The organism is Nocardioides marmorisolisilvae, from assembly GCF_003725775.1.
Lineage (GTDB): Bacteria > Actinomycetota > Actinomycetes > Propionibacteriales > Nocardioidaceae > Marmoricola > Marmoricola marmorisolisilvae.
This window is the reverse complement of sequence record NZ_RJSG01000001.1, coordinates 446,049-463,066: the sequence shown is the minus strand read 5'-3', so window position 1 is coordinate 463,066 and position 17,018 is coordinate 446,049. Positions and strand designations below refer to the sequence as shown.

Here is a 17,018-nt window from a genome sequence, read left to right as displayed (position 1 = left end):
GCAGCGGCGCAGTGGCCACCCCGCTGACCCGGAGCCTGACCCAGCGTCACCTCGACGGGCTGCCGCGCGCCGATCGGCCGCTGGTGATGGGCGTGGTCAACGTGACCCCGGACTCGTTCTCCGACGGCGGCCGGTACGACGAGGTCGACCGTGCCGTGGCCCACGGGCTCGCCCTGATCGCCGAGGGCGCCGACCTGGTCGACATCGGCGGCGAGTCGACGCGTCCCGGCGCCACCCGGCCGCTGGTCTCCGAGGAGCTGGCCCGGGTGGTCCCGGTGATCGAGCAGCTCGCCGCCCAGGGTGCCGTGGTCTCGGTGGACACCATGCGCGCCGAGGTCGCCGCCGCTGCGATCGCTGCCGGTGCGCGGTTGGTCAACGACGTCTCCGGCGGGCTCGCCGATCCGGAGATCCTGGCGGTGGCCGCCGACCACGAGGTCGCCTACCTGGCCATGCACTGGCGGGCGCACGCGACCGAGATGCAGCAGCGCGCCACCTACGCCGACGTCGTCGGCGAGGTCTGCGCCGAGCTCTCCGCCCGGGTCGAGGCGGCACTGACCGCCGGTATCGCGCCCGAGCGCCTCGCGGTCGACCCGGGTCTCGGGTTCGCCAAGACCGCCGACCACAACTGGGAGCTGCTCCAGCACCTGGACGCGCTGGATGTGCTGGGCCTCCCGGTCCTGGTCGGCTCGAGCCGGAAGTCCTTCCTCGGTTCACTGCTGGCCGACGCGGAGGGCGAGCCGCGCCCGGTGGACCAGCGCGAGGACGCCGGAGTGGCCCTGAGCACGCTCGCCGGCCTGGCGGGAGTCTGGGCCGTCCGGGTGCACCAGGTGCGCGGCACCGTGGACGCGCTCCGGGTGGTCTCACGCTGGCAGGGTCGCCCGTTTGGCACCCAGGACGCCCCGGGTAGGGTCATCGAGTGACTGACCAGCTGGCGGTGCGCGGCATCGAGATCCACGCGCACCACGGCGTGTTCGACTTCGAGCGCCGCGACGGTCAGGTCTTCGTGATCGACCTGCTGCTGGGGATCGAGACGCGGCCGGCCGCCGCTGCGGACGACCTGGCGCTGACCGTCGACTACGGAACGCTGGTCGACGAGGTCCGAACCGCGGTCGAGAACGACCCGGTCGACCTGATCGAGACGCTGGCCCAGCGGATCGCCGACGTCTGCCTCAAGGCCGACGTCGACTGGGTCGAGGTCACCGTGCACAAGCCGAACGCCCCGATAACGACGACGTTCTCGGACGTCGCCCTGACGATCAGACGGAGCCGAGCATGACCGAGTCCCCGAATCCTGCCGTGATCGACGCCGACACCCTCACCGGAGACATGCACCCGATCCGTCGTGCCGTGCTGTCCCTGGGGTCCAACCTCGGCGACCGGATGTTCAACCTCCAGGGCGCCGTCGACGCGCTCGCGGACACCCCCGAGGTCTGGGTCACCGGCGTCTCGGCGGTCTACGAGACCGAGCCGGTGGACGCACCCGAGGGGTCCGAGAACTTCCTCAACGCGGTGATCACGCTGGACACCACGCTGTCCGCGCGCACCCTGCTCGAGCGGGCCCTGGCCGTCGAGGCGGCGTACGGGCGCGAGCGCGGGGAGACCAACGCGCCGCGGACCCTCGACGTCGACCTGATCGTGGTCGGCGACCGGCACGCCGACGACGAGCACCTCAAGCTGCCGCACCCGCGTGCCGCCGAGCGTGCGTTCGTGCTGGTGCCCTGGCACGACCTGGAGCCGGACGCCGAGATCCCCGGCTACGGCACCGTTGCCGAGCTGCTGGAGAAGACCGGCCGGGACGGGGTCGAGCGTCGCGACGACCTCGCGCTCGAGGTCCAGTAGACAACCCCTCGTGACGCGCGACGTACCGCCTCCGGTCCAGCGACCGGAGCAGGACCCGGAGCCGACCGGCACCGTCGGCACGACCGGGCCGGGCCCGCTGGTGGTGCTCGGCCTCGTGGGTCTGTTCGTGGGTTGGGCGGTCCGCGGGGTCGCGATCCGGCACGGGTCCCCGACGCCGATGATCTCCTGGCTGGCCGTCGGGGTGACCTGGTTCCTGGTCGCGGTGACCGCCGCGACGGCGTACCTGACCTGGCGCACGGTGCAGCGGGACCGGGCCCTGCTCAGCCCGCAGCAGGGTCTGACCCGGCTGGTGCTCGGCAAGACCATGGACCGACTCGCAGCGCTGGCGCTCGGCGGCTACCTCGGTGCCGCGGTCTCGGTGCTCGGGGTGGACGGCGAGAGCGCGGACCGGATGATCCTGCGCGCGCTGTTCGGGGCCGTCGGAGCAGCCCTCGGGCTGGCCGCGGGGCTCGCACTCGAGCACGCGTGTCGCGTCCCTCCGGCAGATCGGTAGCGACTTACCCTGGCTGCATGGCCAGGAACCGCACCTCAGCGCGTCGTCGGCAACGCAGTGTCCGCGTCACGGTCGCGGTCTCCCTGCTCGCGGTGGCCACGGCCGCCGTCATCGCTGCTCTCCCGACCCAGTCGCCGGCGCTGCTCTCCGCAGCCGCCGTGGCCGCCGTGGTCCTGGGGTGGGCGTCCGTCCGGATCGTGTGGACCGAGGTGCTGCAGTCGCGTCGCGAGAACGCGACCGACCGCGCCGCCACCGCGACCGCCTACAAGAGCCTGTTCTCCCAGCGCGCCGCCGAGCACGCAGAGTTCACCACCGCGATGACCGAGCGGCTGGCGGAGTCGAACCAGACCCTGCACGAGTACCAGGGCGCGATGGTGCAGGCGCAGCGGGAGACCGCAGCGGCCCAGCTGCGGGCCGAGACCGCCGAGTCGGCGCACGCAGCGGCGATGGTCCGCGTCGCCGAGCTGGAGCGCTCGATCGAGATGCTCCGGGCCGAGGACATCGTCGAGGACCTGGTCGCGTTCGACGAGAAGATCGCCGAGGCCGCGGGCAAGCACGCGGCCGAAGAGGCCAAGCTCGCCTGATCAGTCCGCGGGCGGTGCGTTCACGTCCGCGCGCAGCATCGCGTGGATGCCGTTCGGCGTCAGCACGCCCAGGAACCGCGGTCCGTCGGTGACCCCGATCATCGCCTTGTCCTCGCGCAGCAGCAGGGCCAGCGCGTCCTCCAGGGTGGATCCGACGTCGAGCGTGCCGGCCAGGTCCGCGGCCGCGATCCCGTCCATCGACTCGAGCCGGGCCGGGTCGATCCTGGTCACCGAGAGCCGGCGCACCCCGCGCCGGCCGCCGACGAACTCGGCGACGAAGTCGTCCGCGGGTGCACCGAGCACCGCCGCCGGTGCGTCGTACTGAGCCAGCCGACCACCGCCGGCGAGGACCGCCACCCGGTCGCCCATCTTCACGGCCTCGTCGATGTCGTGGGTCACCATCAGCACCGTCTTGCCGAGCTCGCGCTGGAGCCGCAGGAACTCGTCCTGCAACCGGGCGCGGACGATCGGGTCGACCGCTCCGAACGGCTCGTCCATCAGCAGCACCGGTGGATCGGCGGCGAGGGCCCGCGCGACACCGACCCGCTGGCGCTGGCCGCCGGACAGCTGGTGGGGGTAACGCTTGGCGAACTGCGCCGGGTCGAGGCCGACGAGGTCGAGCAGCTCGAGCGCCCGGGCGCGTGCCTTCTTCTTGTCCCAGCCCAGCAGGCTCGGCACCGTCGCGACGTTGGTGGCGATGTCCTGGTGCGGGAACAGCCCGACCTGTTGGATGACGTAGCCGATCCCGCGGCGCAGCTGGACCGGGTCGGCGTCGGTGACGTCGGTGCCGTCCAGGTAGATCCGGCCCGCGGTCGGTTCGATCAGCCGGTTGACCATCTTCAGGATCGTGGACTTGCCGCAGCCCGACGGTCCGACCAGCGTCACCAGGGTGTTCGCGGGGACGTCGAGGTCCAGGCCGGTGACGGCGACCGTGCCGTCCTCGTAGGTCTTGGCGACACCTTCGAGCCTGATCACGCTAGGTTCGTCTCGTGGTCCCACTGGCCGATCCTGCCTTCCCGGACAACTGCCTGACCCGCAACGAGTGGATCTGCGGGCGGTACTACTCCACGCGATCCCACGAGCTCGAGTCCGCGCTCCTCCAGCACCTGGGGATCGTGGTCGCCTCGGTGGCCCTGGGCCTGGTGCTGGCGATCCCGCTGGCGCTGCTGGCTCGACGCTACCGAAAGCTCGAGGGAATCATCGTCGGCTCGACCACGGCGATCTACTCGATCCCCTCCCTGGCGCTGTTCTCGTTGCTCGTCCCGTTCACCGGTCTGGGGCGCCGCACGGTGCTGATCGGTCTGGGCCTCTACTCGCTGACCGTCCTGGTGCGCGCGATCCTGGACGGCCTGGACGCGGTGCCGGCCGAGGTCAGGGAGGCGGCGACCGGGATCGGCTACGACGGTCGCCGGATGCTGCTGCGGGTCGAGATCCCGCTGGCGCTGCCCGCGTTCATGGCGGGACTGCGGGTGGCCACCGTCTCGGCCGTCGCGCTCACCACCGTCGGGTCGATCCTCGACTACGGCGGCCTGGGCGACCTGATCCTCGAGGACGCCACCTTCAAGGCGCAGGTACTGGCCGGCAGCGTGCTGTGCGTGGCGCTGGCGGTCACCCTCGACGTGATCCTGGTGATCAGCCAGCGACTGCTGACGCCGTGGGCGCGGAAACCTCGCCGACGGGCGGTGGCGGCGTGAACGGCGTCATCGACTGGTTCCGGAGCTCCGAGCACTGGCACGGCGACTACGGAGTCCCGGTGCTGCTGGGCCAGCACGTGCTGCTGACGCTGACCTCGGTGCTGATCGCGATCGCCGTCGGGTTCCCGCTCGCGCTCTGGCTCGGGCACCGGCACCGCGGCGGGATCCTGGTGATCAACCTGACCAACATCGGGCGCGCGGTCCCGATCGTCGCGCTGCTCGCGCTGTTCTCGCTCAGCGTCTTCGGCAACTCCTACCTCGGTCCTTACGGACGATCGGGTCTGGCCACCCTCGTCACGCTGGCGCTGTTCGCCCTGCCACCGATCGTGACCGCGACCTACACGGCGATGATCGAGGTCGACCCCGACGTCGTCGAGGCGGCCCGCGGTATGGGGATGTCCGAGACGACGCTGCTGCGCCGGGTCGAGCTGCCGCTGGCCGCGCCGCTGATCGTCTCCGGGCTGCGCCTGGCCTTCGTCCAGGTGTGGGCCACGGCGACCATCGCGGCGCTGGTGGCCGGGCCTGGACTGGGCAACATCATCACCCGCGGCTATGCCAACAACCAGACCGCCGAGGTCGTCTCCGGCTCCCTGATCGTGGCCTTCTTCGCGCTGCTGATGGAGATCGGCTTCCTCGGTCTGCAGCGGGCGGTCGACCCTCGCCCGCGGGTAACGGTCTGATTTCAGCCTCGGTTCTGTCCGCGCCATGTCCTAGGGTCGTGGACGCGGGCACGCGCGCCGGTCCTCCCTCCGGATGCGAGCAGGCCTGCCGGACACGCGCAGACCCGTGGGGGCTGCGGGACACAGAAGGCGGAGACATGAACAACAAGCTCGTACGACGGCTCTCGTTCGGCCTGGTGGTGCCGTTGGCGCTGCTCGCGGCCGGGTGCGGCAGCAGCAGCGACGACAAGAGCTCCGGGAAGGACCTCGGGTCGGTGACCATCGTCGGCCAGAAGTTCCCCGAGGCCGACATCATGGCCGAGCTCTACAAGGGCCTGCTGGACCACGCCGGCTTCAACGCCTCGGTGAAGGAGCTCGGCGGTCGCGACCTCTACCTCGACCCGCTCCAGAAGGGCACCGTGCAGGTCTCGACCGACTACCTGTCGTCGATGACCGAGGCCCTGAACCGCAAGGCCAACGGTGACGACGCCAAGGTCGTGGCCTCCCACGACGCGGCCGCCACCCTGCTCGAGCTGACCCAGCTCGCCAACAAGTACGGGATGACGCCGCTCAAGCCGGCCCAGGCGCAGGACGCCAACGCGTTCGCGGTGACCAAGAAGTTCGCCGACGAGAACAACCTCAAGACGCTCAGCGACCTGGCCGCGCTCGGCAAGAGCATCAAGCTCGGTGCCGCGCCGGACTGCGACAAGCGCCCGGACTGCAAGATCGGCCTGGAGAAGACCTACGGCCTGAAGATCAGCTCGGTGGTCCCGACCGGCTTCGGCACCGACGAGACCAAGGCGGACCTCAAGAGCGGGGCGACCCAGCTCGGCCAGGTCGGCACCAGCGACGGAACCCTGGCCAGCGCCGGCCTGGTCCTGCTCGAGGACGACAAGGGTCTGCAGAACGCCGAGAACCTGGTCCCGATCGCGAACACGGCCTGGCTCAAGGGCCACCAGGAAGCGGTCGCTGCACTGAACTCGCTGTCCGAGGTGCTCACCACCGACGACCTGGCAGCGATGATCACCCAGGTCTCCGTGGGTCGGGAGAAGGCGGCTGACGTCGCCGACGCCTACCTGAAGGCCAAGGGACTCATCTAGCGGCGACCGTCTCCACCTTCGTGCCGGGGGTGGGGCCTCGTCTGATCCCGTGACTGTGCCCCCGGTCGGTTCTCCGGCCGGGGGCACGGTGCGTCCCGGGGGCGGGTAATCTCGCGCTCCATGAGCGCCTCCGCCGTCGAGAGCAACCGGCTGATCGACGTCGCCACCGGGTCGGAACTGATCTGGTCCGAGCTCCCGGGCCGCGAGATCCCGGCGCCCGCGGCGGTCGTGGTCGGCTCTTCCTTCGAGGCGCTCTCCTGGGCCCGGGCGCACGCGCTGACCGGGGCCGAGCTGGTGCTGGTCGCCCAGGGGCGGATGGAGGAGAACCTGCGCGCCGAGCTGCTCGCGGCCGGGCTCGCCATCGTCGAGGACGGTTCCGTCACGCCATCGACGGCGCCGCGCGACCCGGAGGCCGACCGGCTGTGGCTGCTCACCTCCGGTTCCACCGGCCGACCGAAGCGGATCGGCCACACCCTCGCCTCGCTCACCACGGTGTCCGGTGACCTCGCTCCCCGGCGGTGGCTGTGCCCGTACTCGCCCGGTACCTACGCCTGGTGGCAGGTCGTCACCCTCGCGCTGGGCTCGCCCGGCCAGGACCTCGTCGTCGTCGACCCGACCTCGCTGGACGGGTGGGTCGAGGCGGCCGTGCGCCACCGGGTCACCGCAGCCTCGGGCACCCCGACCTTCTGGCGGCAGACCCTGATGACGCAGAAGGACCGGCTCGCCGAGGTGCCGTTCGAGCAGATCACCCTGGGTGGCGAGCCGGTCGACCAGGCGGTGCTCGACAAGCTGCGCGCCGTCTTCCCGGAGGCCCGGATCTCCTGGATCTACGCGTCCTCGGAGCTCGGCGCCTCGATCGTCGTGCACGACGGTCGGGCCGGCTTCCCGGTGGAGTGGCTCGAGCGCGACGACCCCGACCGACCGCGGCTCGCGGTGCGGGACGGCGAGCTGGTGATCGCCTCGCCGCACCACGGAGCGGGACTGGAGGGGGCGGTCCCCACCGGCGATGCCGTGGTGATCGAGGAGGCGCGCGTGGTGATCACCGGCCGGGTGAACAGCGACGAGATCAACGTCGGCGGTGCCAAGGTCTCGGCGGGCGTGGTCCGCGGCGAGCTCCAGAAGCACCCGGCGGTGGCCTGGGCTCGCGTCCGCGGCCGGAAGTCGCCCCTGGTCGGCAGCCTCGTGGTCGCCGACGTGGTGCTCGCCGAGGGCTTCGAGCAGAGCCCGGAGCTGCTCGCCGAGCTGACCCGCTGGTGCGCCGCCCGCCTGCCCGAGTACGGCGTACCGAGGCGGATCACGGTCCTGGACGAGATCGACAGCACCGAAACGGGCAAATCTGCCCTCTAGTTCGTGTGATGGAGCCCACGAACCCGTTCGCTGGTCGGGAACGAGCGGCCCGGCGTACGCTTTTTACGTCATCAAGTAGTGCGGTACCCGCCCGGGACTGCAACGAAAGGCGATGAGCCCACATGACCCGAATCGGGGTTGTTGGCGCCGGCAGGGTCGGCGCTGTCCTGGCCGCTGCGCTGCGCGCAGCCGGCCACGAGATCGTCTCCGCGGCCGGTGAGTCGACCGCGTCGAAGACGCGTATCGCCGACCTGCTCCCCGGGGTACCGGGCGGCAAGCCGACCGACGTGGCCCGCACCTGTGACCTGCTGCTGCTCACCGTGCCCGACGACATGCTCGAGAACGTCGTCACGATGCTCGTCGGCGCCGGCGCGATCCGTCCCGGTCAGTACGTCTGCCACACCAGCGGCCGCCACGGCCTCGCGGTCCTCGAGGCCGCGACCGCCATCGGCGCGAAGCCGCTCGCGATGCACCCGGCGATGACCTTCACCGGCACCGTCGTCGACCTGGACCGGCTCGCCGGGACCGTCTTCGGCGTGACCGCCGGCGAGGCCGACCGCGCCGAGCTCGAGTCCCTGGTGACCGACCTGCGCGGCGTCCCGATGTGGGTGCCGGAGGACAAGCGCACGCTGTACCACGCCGGTCTGGCGCACGGTGCCAACCACCTGGTCACCCTGGTCGCCCAGGCGATGGAGCTGCTGGCCGCCTCGGGAGCCGAGGACCCGGCCGCGACCCTGCGACCACTGCTCTCGGCCGCTCTCGACAACGCGCTGAACTCCGGCGACGCCGCGCTGACCGGCCCGATCGTGCGCGGTGACGTGAACACGGTCCGTGCCCACCTGGTGCAGATCGGCGAGACCGCGCCGGCGACGATCCCGTCGTACGTCGCGATGGCCAAGGCCACCGCCGACCGCGCCGTCCTCGACGGCCGGTTGCTGCCGATCCGCGCGGCCAAGATCGTCCGGCTCCTCGACGAGGCTCTCGCCCGGGTCGAGGAACCGCACCTCGTCCGGGGACGCCGGACCGACGCCGGGTGGTTCGAGAAGCAGTGAACGGCACCCTCGTCCGCGCCGATTCCCGCGCGGACCTGAGCAGTGCGCTCGCCACCTTCGGTGGCCGGGTCGGTTTCGTGCCGACCATGGGCGCGCTGCACGAGGGCCACGTCGCCCTGATCCACCGCGCCCGGGAGGAGGTCGGGCCGGACGGTGCCGTCGTCGTCTCGATCTTCGTGAACCCGACCCAGTTCGCTCCGGGTGAGGACCTGGACCGCTACCCGCGCACCCTGGACGCCGACCTCGAGGCCTGCGCCGCGGCCGGTGCCGACGTGGTCTTCACGCCCTCGGTCGAGGAGATGTACCCGACCGGCCTCGGCGGCGGTGTCACCGTCGACCCGGGTCCGCTCGGTGCCGTGCTCGAGGGCGCGGTCCGTCCCACGCACTTCCGCGGAGTGCTGACGGTCGTGGCCAAGCTGTTCGGCCTGGTCCGTCCCGACGTCGCGGTCTTCGGTCAGAAGGACTACCAGCAGCTCGCGCTGATCACCCGGATGGCGGCCGAGCTCTGCCAGGGCGTCGAGGTCATCGGCGCACCGACCGTCCGCGAGCCCGACGGTCTCGCGCTCTCGAGCCGCAACCGCTACCTGGACCCCGAGCAGCGCAGCAACGCGACGGTGCTCTCGCGCGCCCTGTTCGCCGCCCAGGACGACGCGGTCCGCGGGTCGGCAGCAGCACTCGGCGCTGCTCGCGCGGTGCTGCGCGGCGTTGCCGGCGTGGACCTGGACTACCTCGAGATCACCGCGCCGGACCTGGGCCCCGCCCCGGCCACCGGCGAGGCCCGGCTGCTCATCGCAGCGCGGCTGGGCGCCACCCGACTCATCGACAACGTCGCCCTGGAGCTGGGGTCGACGAGCAGCACCCCCGAAGGAGGCAACTGATGTTGCGCACCATGATGAAGAGCAAGATCCACCGGGCCACCGTGACCCAGGCCGACCTGCACTACGTCGGATCGGTCACCGTCGACGAGGACCTGCTCGACGCAGCCGACCTCCTGGCCGGCGAGCTCGTGCACATCGTCGACGTCACCAACGGCGCCCGCCTGGAGACGTACACGATCGCCGGCGAGCGCGGCTCGGGCGTGATCGGCATCAACGGCGCTGCAGCGCACCTGGTGCACCCCGGCGACATCGTCATCCTGATCGCCTACGCGCAGATGGAGACCGCGGAGGCCCGCACCTACGAGCCGCACGTCGTCTTCGTCGACGCCGACAACACGATCGTGACGCTCGGCAACGACCCGGCCGACGTGCCCGAGGGCAGCGGCCTCCTCCGCGGCGACCTGGTCGCGGCCGGCCGCTAGTCTCCACGGATGAGCGTCCACGTCCCGCAGCGGCTCGCGGCCGGTGAACCCGGCTGGTCGACCACCGCCGACGTCGTGGTCGTCGGCACCGGCATCGCCGGTCTGACGGCTGCACTCCGGTTGCGTGGCCAGGTCGACAAGATCCTGGTCGTCACCAAGGACGTGCTCTCCGCCGGATCCACGCAGTGGGCCCAGGGCGGCATCGCCGCCGCCCTCGGTCCGGGGGACACCCCGACCGAGCACGAGATCGACACCCTGGTCGCGGGTGCCGGCGCCTGCGACCTCGAGGCCGTCCGGGTGCTGGTCAACGAGGGCCCCGAGGCCGTCCGCGAGCTGATCGCCATCGGCGCCAACTTCGACCACGCGGAAGACGGCGAGCTGTCGCTGACCCGCGAGGGTGGCCACCACCGCGACCGGATCGCGCACGCCGGCGGCGACGCCACCGGTGCCGAGATCCAGCGCGCCCTGGTGGCGGCGATCCACGCCGCCCCGGACATCGAGGTGATCGAGCACGCCCTCGCCGTCGACCTGCTGCTGGCCGAGGACGGTGGGGTCGCGGGTCTGACCCTGCACGTGATCGGTGAGGGTCAGCGCGACGGCGTCGGCGCGGTCTACTGCCGGGCCGTGGTGCTCGCCTCCGGAGGACTCGGCCAGGTCTTCGCGCAGACCACCAACCCTGCGGTCTCCACCGGCGACGGGATGGCCGTGGCGCTGCGCGCGGGTGCGGTGCTGCGCGACCTGGAGTTCGTCCAGTTCCACCCGACCGTGATGTACCTCGGTCCGGACTCGACCGGCCAGCAGCCGTTGATCTCCGAGGCGGTCCGCGGTGAGGGCGCGTTCCTCGTCGACTTCGAGGGCAACCGCTTCATGCAGGGCGTGCACGAGCTCGCCGACCTCGCCCCGCGCGACGTCGTCGCCAAGGCGATCACCCGGCGGATGCTCGAGGAGGGCAAGCCGCACATGTGGTTGGACGCCCGGCACCTCTCCCCAGAAACAGGTACCGAGGAGTTCTGGGAGCGCCGCTTCCCCACCATCCTTGCGACTTTGCGCAGTCATGGGATCGATCCCGTCAGGGATCTGATCCCGGTGGCCCCCGCGTGCCACTACGCCTCCGGCGGTGTCGCCACCGACCTGTGGGGCCGGTCGACCGTTCCCGGCCTGTACGCGACCGGCGAGGTCGCCTGCTCCGGCGTGCACGGCGCCAACCGCCTCGCCTCCAACTCACTGCTCGAGGGCCTCGTCTTCTCCCGCCGGATCGCTCAGGTGCTGCCCGGGGAGCTCGGGCCCTGGCGCGAGCCGGCCGCGGACGAGCGCCAGGTCGGCGTCATCGTCGGCGAGGTCCGCCCGGCGCTCCAGGCGACCATGACCGAGCGGGTCGGGGTGCTCCGCAGCGCCGACGGCCTCGCGATCGCCGCCAAGGAGCTGGCCGGCTACGCGGCCCGCGGCCGCGAGGACGGTACGCCGGACTGGGAGACCACCAACCTGGTGACCATCAGCGCTGCTCTGACCGAGGTGGCCACCCTGCGCCAGGAGACGCGCGGGTCGCACTGGCGCGAGGACTTCGGCCAGCGCGACGACGCCGACTTCGCCGGGCACTTCGACGTGGTGCTGGTCGAGGGCTCCCCGGTCGCCACCTTCGACCTCTCCGAGGCCACCGACAAGGGACAGCTATGAGCGATCTCAAGGAAGTTCTCGACACCGAGCTCGAGGAAGCCGGCCTCGACCCGGAGCGGGTGCGCGCGCAGATCGCGGACGCTCTCGCCGAGGACCTGCCCCCGGACGGCACCGGCGTCGACGTCACCAGCGAGGCCACCCTTCCCGACGTACGGGTGACGGCGGAGTTCGGCGTCCGCGAGGACGGTGTGGTGGCCGGCCTCGCCATCGCCGCGCTGGTGTTCTCCGAGGTGCTCGGTGACGACGTCGAGATCACCGACCGCATCGCCGACGGCAGCCGGGTCAGGGCCGGGGACGTCGTCATGCGCATCACCGGCCCGGTCCGGGGCGTGCTGATCGCCGAGCGGACCGCGCTGAACTACGCCACCCACCTGTCCGGGATCGCGACCGCGACGGCCCACTGGGTCGCCGCTCTGGAGGGGACCCGGGCGAAGGTGCTCGACACCCGCAAGACGCTGCCGGGCTACCGGGCACTGCAGAAGTACGCCGTGCGCTGCGGCGGCGGCGTGAACCACCGGTTCAGCCTCTCGGACATGGCGCTGGTCAAGGACAACCACGTCGTCGCTGCCGGCGGGGTGCTCCCGGCGTACCTGGCCGTGAAGGCGCGGTACCCGGACCTGCCGGTGGAGGTGGAGGTCACCGACCTCGACGAGCTCCGCCTGCTGCTCGACGCCGGCTGCGAACGGGTGCTGCTGGACAACATGAGCAACGAGATGATGGCCGAGGCGGTCGCCCTGACCGACGGCCGCGCGGTGCTCGAAGCCTCCGGAGGGATGACCCTGGAACGTGCCCGTGAGGTCGCCGAGACGGGGGTGGACTTCATCTCCGTCGGTGCGTTGACGCACTCGGTGAAGGTGCTCGACCTCGGGATGGACCTCCCCGGATGACGTTGCTCTGCGCCGACATCGGCAACTCGCACACGACGCTCGGGCTGCTCTCCGACGGAGACGTCCGCGACCACTGGCGCGTCTCGACGCTGGAGACCCGGACCGCCGACGAGTGGTACGTGCTCATCCGCGGCCTGATGTACAGCAGCAGCGCTCTCGGGGGCGGTGCTCGTCCGGACGGCATCTCGGTCTGCGCCACCGTCCCTGCGGTATTGCACGAGTGGCGCGACATGCTGGCCCGGCACTTCGCCGACGTGCCGGCCGTCGTGGTCGAGCCGGGCGTCCGCACCGGCGTACCGGTCCTGATGGACAACCCGCGCGAGGTGGGCGCGGACCGGGTGATCAACGCCCTGGCGGCCGCCACCCTGTACGAGGGGCCGGCGATCGTCGTCGATTTCGGCACCGCGACCACCTTCGACGTGGTCAGCCCGCGCGGCGAGTACATCGGCGGCGCGATCTCGCCCGGCATCGACATCTCGCTCGAGGCGCTCGGCCGAAGGGGTGCCCAGCTGCGCAAGGTCGAGCTGCTCAAGCCGCGCACGGTGATCGCCAAGAACACCGTCGAGGCCCTGCAGTCCGGCATGGTCTTCGGGTTCGCCAGCCAGGTCGACGGCATCGTCGAGAGGATGATCGGCGAGCTCGGCGTCCCCGCCGAGACCGTGAACGTGATCGCCACCGGTGGGCTGGCCCCGGTCGTCGTCGACGAGTGCCGCTCGATCACCCAGCACCAGCCCTGGCTCACCCTGCGCGGCCTCGAGCTGGTCTTCGACCGCAACCAGTGAGGGCGGTCCGGTCCGCCGCCGATAACCTTCTCCCCATGACCGACCAGCACGACGCCACCGCCGACGCAGCGGCCGATGACCTGCCGGAGCAGATGCAGGTCCGCCGCGACAAGCGTGCGCGGCTGCTGGAGGCCGGCAAGCAGGCCTACCCGATCGCGGTGGAGCGGACGCACACGGTCAAGGAGATCCGCGCGAAGTACGACCCGCAGCTCGAGGCCGGCTCGCTCGAGCCCGACACGATGACCGGCGAGCAGGTGGCGATCACCGGCCGGGTGATCTTCCTGCGCAACACCGGCAAGCTCTGCTTCGTCCGGCTGCGCGAGGGCGACGGCTCGGAGATCCAGGTGATGCTGTCCCTGGCGGACCTCGGCGAGGAGTCGCTGGCCGACTTCAAGGCGCTGGTCGACCTCGGTGACCTGCTCGCCGTCAGCGGCGAGGTGATCACCAGCCGCCGCGGCGAGCTCTCGGTGCAGGCAAGCACGTGGCAGATCGCGGCCAAGACGCTGCGTCCGCTGCCGAACGAGCACAAGCCGCTGTCCGACGAGGCCCGGATCCGGCTCCGGTACGTCGACATGATGATCCGGCCCGAGGCCCGGGACATGGTTCGCACCAAGGCGACGGTGCTGCGCAGCCTGCGCAACACCCTGGACTCGCAGGGCTACCTCGAGGTCGAGACGCCGATCCTGCAGCTCACCAACGGTGGCGCCGCCGCCCGGCCGTTCAAGACCCACCTGAACGCGCTGGACCAGCCGATGCTGCTGCGCATCGCGCTCGAGCTCGACCTCAAGCGGGCGATGATCGGCGGCGTCGACAAGGTCTACGAGATCGGCCGGACCTTCCGCAACGAGGGCCTGGACTCCACCCACGCGGCCGAGTTCTCGATGCTGGAGGCTTATCAGGCCTACGGCGACCAGTTCACGATGATGCAGCTGACCCGGGACCTGGTGCTCGACGCCGCACGCGCGGTCGGCCGCACCGTGGTGCCCAGTCGGGACGGTTCCGAGATCGACCTGGAGGCCGAGTGGCGCCAGGCCCCGATCCTGGACCTGGTCTCCGACGCTCTCGGCGAGGAGATCACCGTCGACACGACCGCGGACGCGTTGCGGAAGCACGCCGCCGCCCGCGAGGTCGAACTGCAGCCGAAATGGGGTTCGGAAGAGATTGTTGTCGAGCTGTACGAACAGCTCGTCGAGGATTCTCTGATCAATCCGACTTTCGTGATGGATTATCCGTCCGCGGTGAAGCCTCTCGCCAAGGCACACCGGTCAAAGAATGGGCTCAACGAGGCGTGGGACCTCATCATCAACGGCGTCGAGCTGGCTCCGGCCTATTCCGAGCTCAACGACCCGGTGGTGCAGCGTGAACGACTCACCGCACAGTCCCTGCTCGCTGCAGCGGGGGATCCCGAGGCCATGGAGCTCGACGAGGTGTTCCTCAAGGCGATGGAGTACGGGATGCCGCCCGCCGGCGGAATGGGCATGGGCGTCGACCGGTTGATCATGCTGCTCACCGGAGCCGGTATTCGCGAAACTATTCTGTTTCCCCTGCTTCGCCCCGAATAAATAACCTCGGGTATGGTCTGGAATACAGCTCGGGCCACGCTCTTAACGGGCACAGAAAGAAACGGGGAATCGGCATGGCGCAAAAGGTGAGCATCGTTCTCGTCGACGACATCGACGGCTCCGAGGCCTCCGAGACCGTCAGCTTCGCGCTGGACGGGCGTGACTACGAGATCGACCTCAATTCCAAGAACGCCGACAAGCTCCGCGACGCGCTGGCCCTCTACGTCGGCCACGCCCGCCGGGCCGGTTCCCGCAAGCGTGGGCGTTCCGGTGGCGGCCCCAGCCCGGCCGACATCCGGACCTGGGCCCGCGAGAACGGCTTCGAGGTTCCGGACCGCGGCCGCGTCTCCCAGCAGGTCAAGGACGCCTACGTAGCGGCTCACTGATCACGGGGCCTCCCCCTGGTCGAAGTAGATCTTCTCGCTGTCGATCACTCCGACCGGGGGAACGCTCACCGTGCGCGCTCCAGCCTTGCCGCTGATCAGGACCTTGCGCACCGAGATGTTGTTCGAGGTCGAGACCTCGTGCAGCCGTCCGGCCGGGTTCGCGGTGATCCGCAGGTAGTAGGTGCCGTTGGGGAGCGTGGTGATGTCCATCGACTGGCCCGCCCGCTCCTGGGTGTACGTGTCGCCCCAGCCCGCGGCGAGCACCTCGCGGACCCAGATCGAGGACAGGTCTCCGCACGCGGTGGCCAGGTCGCCGTTCCCGGGGTTCACCGCCGCGTGGGGGAGCAGCAGGTCGATGGCGTCGGTCGGTGCGAGGCAGAAAGCCTCCTTGCCGCTGGTGCGGACCCGGTAGCCCTTGGCGTTCCACAGGTCGTAGGTCGCGAAGTCCTCGAAGTGCCAGTGCTGGTGGCTGGGGCGGCTGTCGTACTCCATCGTCCCGACCTTCTCGGTGCCGACCAGCGTGCTGCCGCGGTAGAAGCGCTGGTAGGCGTCCATCACCGGCTCGCTGCCGCGCCGGTAGCCCTCGGCGACCAGCGGCCCCTTGCCCCCGTTGTAGACCGTCGCCGCGAAGTCCAGGTAGTCCCCGGTGTCCTCGTGGTGGGTCGACATCCCGAAGGACGGCAGCGGGATCAGGTCGGGGAGCGCGTCAGCGGGCGGCGCGGTCGTGCTCACCCGCGGAACGGCACGGCGGCTCTCGCTCGAGGCCGGGGCGATCGTGTCCGGGCTGCCCGCGGAGTGTGCGGCCGTCCCCGGGGTCGGCTCGGGCGTCGGCGGGTCCACCGGATCGGTGACCCGCTCGACGGTGATCTTCAGGTGCAGCACCTGGTCGCTGGCCGGGATCCGGAGGATCGTCGCGAGGTCCTTGCGCATCGCCACGTCGAGGGTCGGGTGGTTGCCGAGCTTGGAGGTGTCTGGGGTCTCGATCCCGTAGCTCAGCACCTGCCGCGCCCAGCCCGAGTCGACGCCCCATCGCTGGCTGCGGGTGAACGGGTTGAAGCCGCAGCCCCACGCGAAGACCGTCCGGGACGCCGCGGAGGGTGACAGGGGGCTCGCCTGCCCCTCGTTCGGGCACCAGTCCACCTTGGTCTGGGAGATCCGGCCACCGCCGGCCTTGCGCCACGTCAGCACGAACGCGTGCTGGATGCCCTGCCACCCGTCGAGCATCGACTCCGGAATGGTCCGCGGCGTGCCGCCGACGGTGGCCACGGCGTGGAGCGGGTCGGAGAAGCTGGTCCGCCGGACGTCGATCTCGAACCGGGCGCCGACCGCCTTGAGGTAGATGGAGGGGTTGAAGTCCACCCACTGGTCCGGGCCGGGGTTGTGGATGGTCATCGTCAGCTCGGGCTGCGGGCTGAACAGGCGGACCGAGCCGGTGGCGGCGGTCGCGGACGGCAGGCCCGGTGCGAGCGCGAGGGCTCCGGCGGCGAGGGCGACAGGCAGGGCGGTACGGACGCGGCGCACGGGACCTCCGAGGGCAGGTGTCGGAGCCGGCTCGCCCGGCTCGCTGCTCTCTAGACGCTCCCCGAGCGGTTTTGGTTGCGTGCGGCCCGGAGGTCCCGTGTTCGCTAACAGCGAAGA

19 protein-coding genes are annotated in these 17,018 nt (G+C 71.0%); 17 read left to right on the top strand and 2 right to left on the bottom strand.

Annotation, left to right across the window (positions count from 1 at the left end; translation table 11 throughout):
* Window positions 1-11: 11 nt before the first annotated feature.
* The 5 genes from folP to EFL95_RS02365 are packed head-to-tail and all read left to right on the top strand — an operon-like array spanning window position 12 to window position 2,937.
* Window positions 12-920, top strand: a complete 909-nt coding sequence (folP, locus tag EFL95_RS02385; protein WP_484213806.1) for a dihydropteroate synthase — start codon at window positions 12-14, stop codon at window positions 918-920.
* Window positions 917-1,276 carry a dihydroneopterin aldolase gene (gene folB, locus EFL95_RS02380; protein ID WP_123232438.1) on the top strand — a complete coding sequence of 120 codons (360 nt, stop codon included), beginning with the start codon at window positions 917-919 and terminating at the stop codon, window positions 1,274-1,276. Before folP ends, folB begins: the two co-directional genes overlap by 4 nt.
* Window positions 1,273-1,839 carry a 2-amino-4-hydroxy-6-hydroxymethyldihydropteridine diphosphokinase gene (folK, locus tag EFL95_RS02375; protein WP_123232437.1) on the top strand — a complete coding sequence of 189 codons (567 nt, stop codon included), beginning with the start codon at window positions 1,273-1,275 and terminating at the stop codon, window positions 1,837-1,839. Before folB ends, folK begins: the two co-directional genes overlap by 4 nt.
* A gap of 10 nt (window positions 1,840-1,849) precedes the next feature.
* Window positions 1,850-2,353 (top strand): DUF3180 domain-containing protein, encoded by a 504-nt coding sequence (locus EFL95_RS02370; protein ID WP_183406983.1) that lies wholly within the window; start codon window positions 1,850-1,852, stop codon window positions 2,351-2,353.
* Window positions 2,354-2,370: 17 nt separating this feature from the next.
* On the top strand, window positions 2,371-2,937 hold the full coding sequence (locus tag EFL95_RS02365; protein ID WP_123232435.1) for a hypothetical protein: 567 nt from the start codon (window positions 2,371-2,373) through the stop codon (window positions 2,935-2,937).
* Here EFL95_RS02365 and EFL95_RS02360 read toward each other — a convergent pair whose 3' ends face one another.
* Window positions 2,938-3,912, bottom strand: a complete 975-nt coding sequence (locus EFL95_RS02360) for an ABC transporter ATP-binding protein (protein WP_123232434.1) — start codon at window positions 3,910-3,912, stop codon at window positions 2,938-2,940.
* 14 nt (window positions 3,913-3,926) lie between these two features.
* Between EFL95_RS02360 and EFL95_RS02355 the strand changes: the two genes are divergently transcribed.
* The 12 genes from EFL95_RS02355 to EFL95_RS02300 all read left to right on the top strand — a co-directional run bounded on the left by EFL95_RS02355 (window position 3,927) and on the right by EFL95_RS02300 (window position 15,380).
* The gene (locus tag EFL95_RS02355; protein ID WP_221176290.1) at window positions 3,927-4,631 is read left to right on the top strand and encodes an ABC transporter permease; all 705 of its coding nucleotides are present in this window, start codon (window positions 3,927-3,929) and stop codon (window positions 4,629-4,631) included.
* Complete coding sequence (locus EFL95_RS02350; protein ID WP_221176289.1) at window positions 4,592-5,311, top strand: ABC transporter permease; 720 nt, start codon at window positions 4,592-4,594, stop codon at window positions 5,309-5,311. The genes EFL95_RS02355 and EFL95_RS02350 overlap by 40 nt, the downstream gene beginning before the upstream one ends.
* A gap of 137 nt (window positions 5,312-5,448) precedes the next feature.
* On the top strand, window positions 5,449-6,390 hold the full coding sequence (locus EFL95_RS02345) for an ABC transporter substrate-binding protein (RefSeq protein WP_123232433.1): 942 nt from the start codon (window positions 5,449-5,451) through the stop codon (window positions 6,388-6,390).
* A gap of 120 nt (window positions 6,391-6,510) precedes the next feature.
* Window positions 6,511-7,737 carry an AMP-binding protein gene (locus EFL95_RS02340; protein WP_123232432.1) on the top strand — a complete coding sequence of 409 codons (1,227 nt, stop codon included), beginning with the start codon at window positions 6,511-6,513 and terminating at the stop codon, window positions 7,735-7,737.
* Window positions 7,738-7,859: 122 nt separating this feature from the next.
* Window positions 7,860-8,789, top strand: coding sequence for a Rossmann-like and DUF2520 domain-containing protein (locus EFL95_RS02335; RefSeq protein WP_123232431.1), 930 nt, complete (start codon window positions 7,860-7,862; stop codon window positions 8,787-8,789).
* The gene (gene panC, locus EFL95_RS02330) at window positions 8,786-9,667 is read left to right on the top strand and encodes a pantoate--beta-alanine ligase (protein WP_123232430.1); all 882 of its coding nucleotides are present in this window, start codon (window positions 8,786-8,788) and stop codon (window positions 9,665-9,667) included. Before EFL95_RS02335 ends, panC begins: the two co-directional genes overlap by 4 nt.
* Complete coding sequence (gene panD / locus EFL95_RS02325; protein ID WP_123232429.1) at window positions 9,667-10,089, top strand: aspartate 1-decarboxylase; 423 nt, start codon at window positions 9,667-9,669, stop codon at window positions 10,087-10,089. The genes panC and panD overlap by 1 nt, the downstream gene beginning before the upstream one ends.
* Window positions 10,090-10,098: 9 nt before the next feature.
* Complete coding sequence (locus EFL95_RS02320) at window positions 10,099-11,763, top strand: L-aspartate oxidase (RefSeq protein ID WP_123232428.1); 1,665 nt, start codon at window positions 10,099-10,101, stop codon at window positions 11,761-11,763.
* Window positions 11,760-12,650 carry a carboxylating nicotinate-nucleotide diphosphorylase gene (gene nadC / locus EFL95_RS02315; protein ID WP_123232427.1) on the top strand — a complete coding sequence of 297 codons (891 nt, stop codon included), beginning with the start codon at window positions 11,760-11,762 and terminating at the stop codon, window positions 12,648-12,650. Before EFL95_RS02320 ends, nadC begins: the two co-directional genes overlap by 4 nt.
* On the top strand, window positions 12,647-13,432 hold the full coding sequence (locus EFL95_RS02310; RefSeq protein WP_123232426.1) for a type III pantothenate kinase: 786 nt from the start codon (window positions 12,647-12,649) through the stop codon (window positions 13,430-13,432). Before nadC ends, EFL95_RS02310 begins: the two co-directional genes overlap by 4 nt.
* A 35-nt stretch (window positions 13,433-13,467) precedes the next feature.
* On the top strand, window positions 13,468-14,994 hold the full coding sequence (gene lysS, locus EFL95_RS02305) for a lysine--tRNA ligase (RefSeq protein WP_123232425.1): 1,527 nt from the start codon (window positions 13,468-13,470) through the stop codon (window positions 14,992-14,994).
* A gap of 74 nt (window positions 14,995-15,068) precedes the next feature.
* Window positions 15,069-15,380 (top strand): histone-like nucleoid-structuring protein Lsr2, encoded by a 312-nt coding sequence (locus EFL95_RS02300; RefSeq protein WP_123232424.1) that lies wholly within the window; start codon window positions 15,069-15,071, stop codon window positions 15,378-15,380.
* Here the strand turns inward: EFL95_RS02300 and EFL95_RS02295 are convergent, their stop codons facing one another.
* Window positions 15,381-16,901: a lysyl oxidase family protein gene (locus EFL95_RS02295; protein ID WP_123232423.1), complete on the bottom strand. Its 1,521-nt coding sequence runs from the start codon at window positions 16,899-16,901 to the stop codon at window positions 15,381-15,383. It abuts the gene before it with no gap.
* Window positions 16,902-17,018 lie beyond the last annotated feature (117 nt).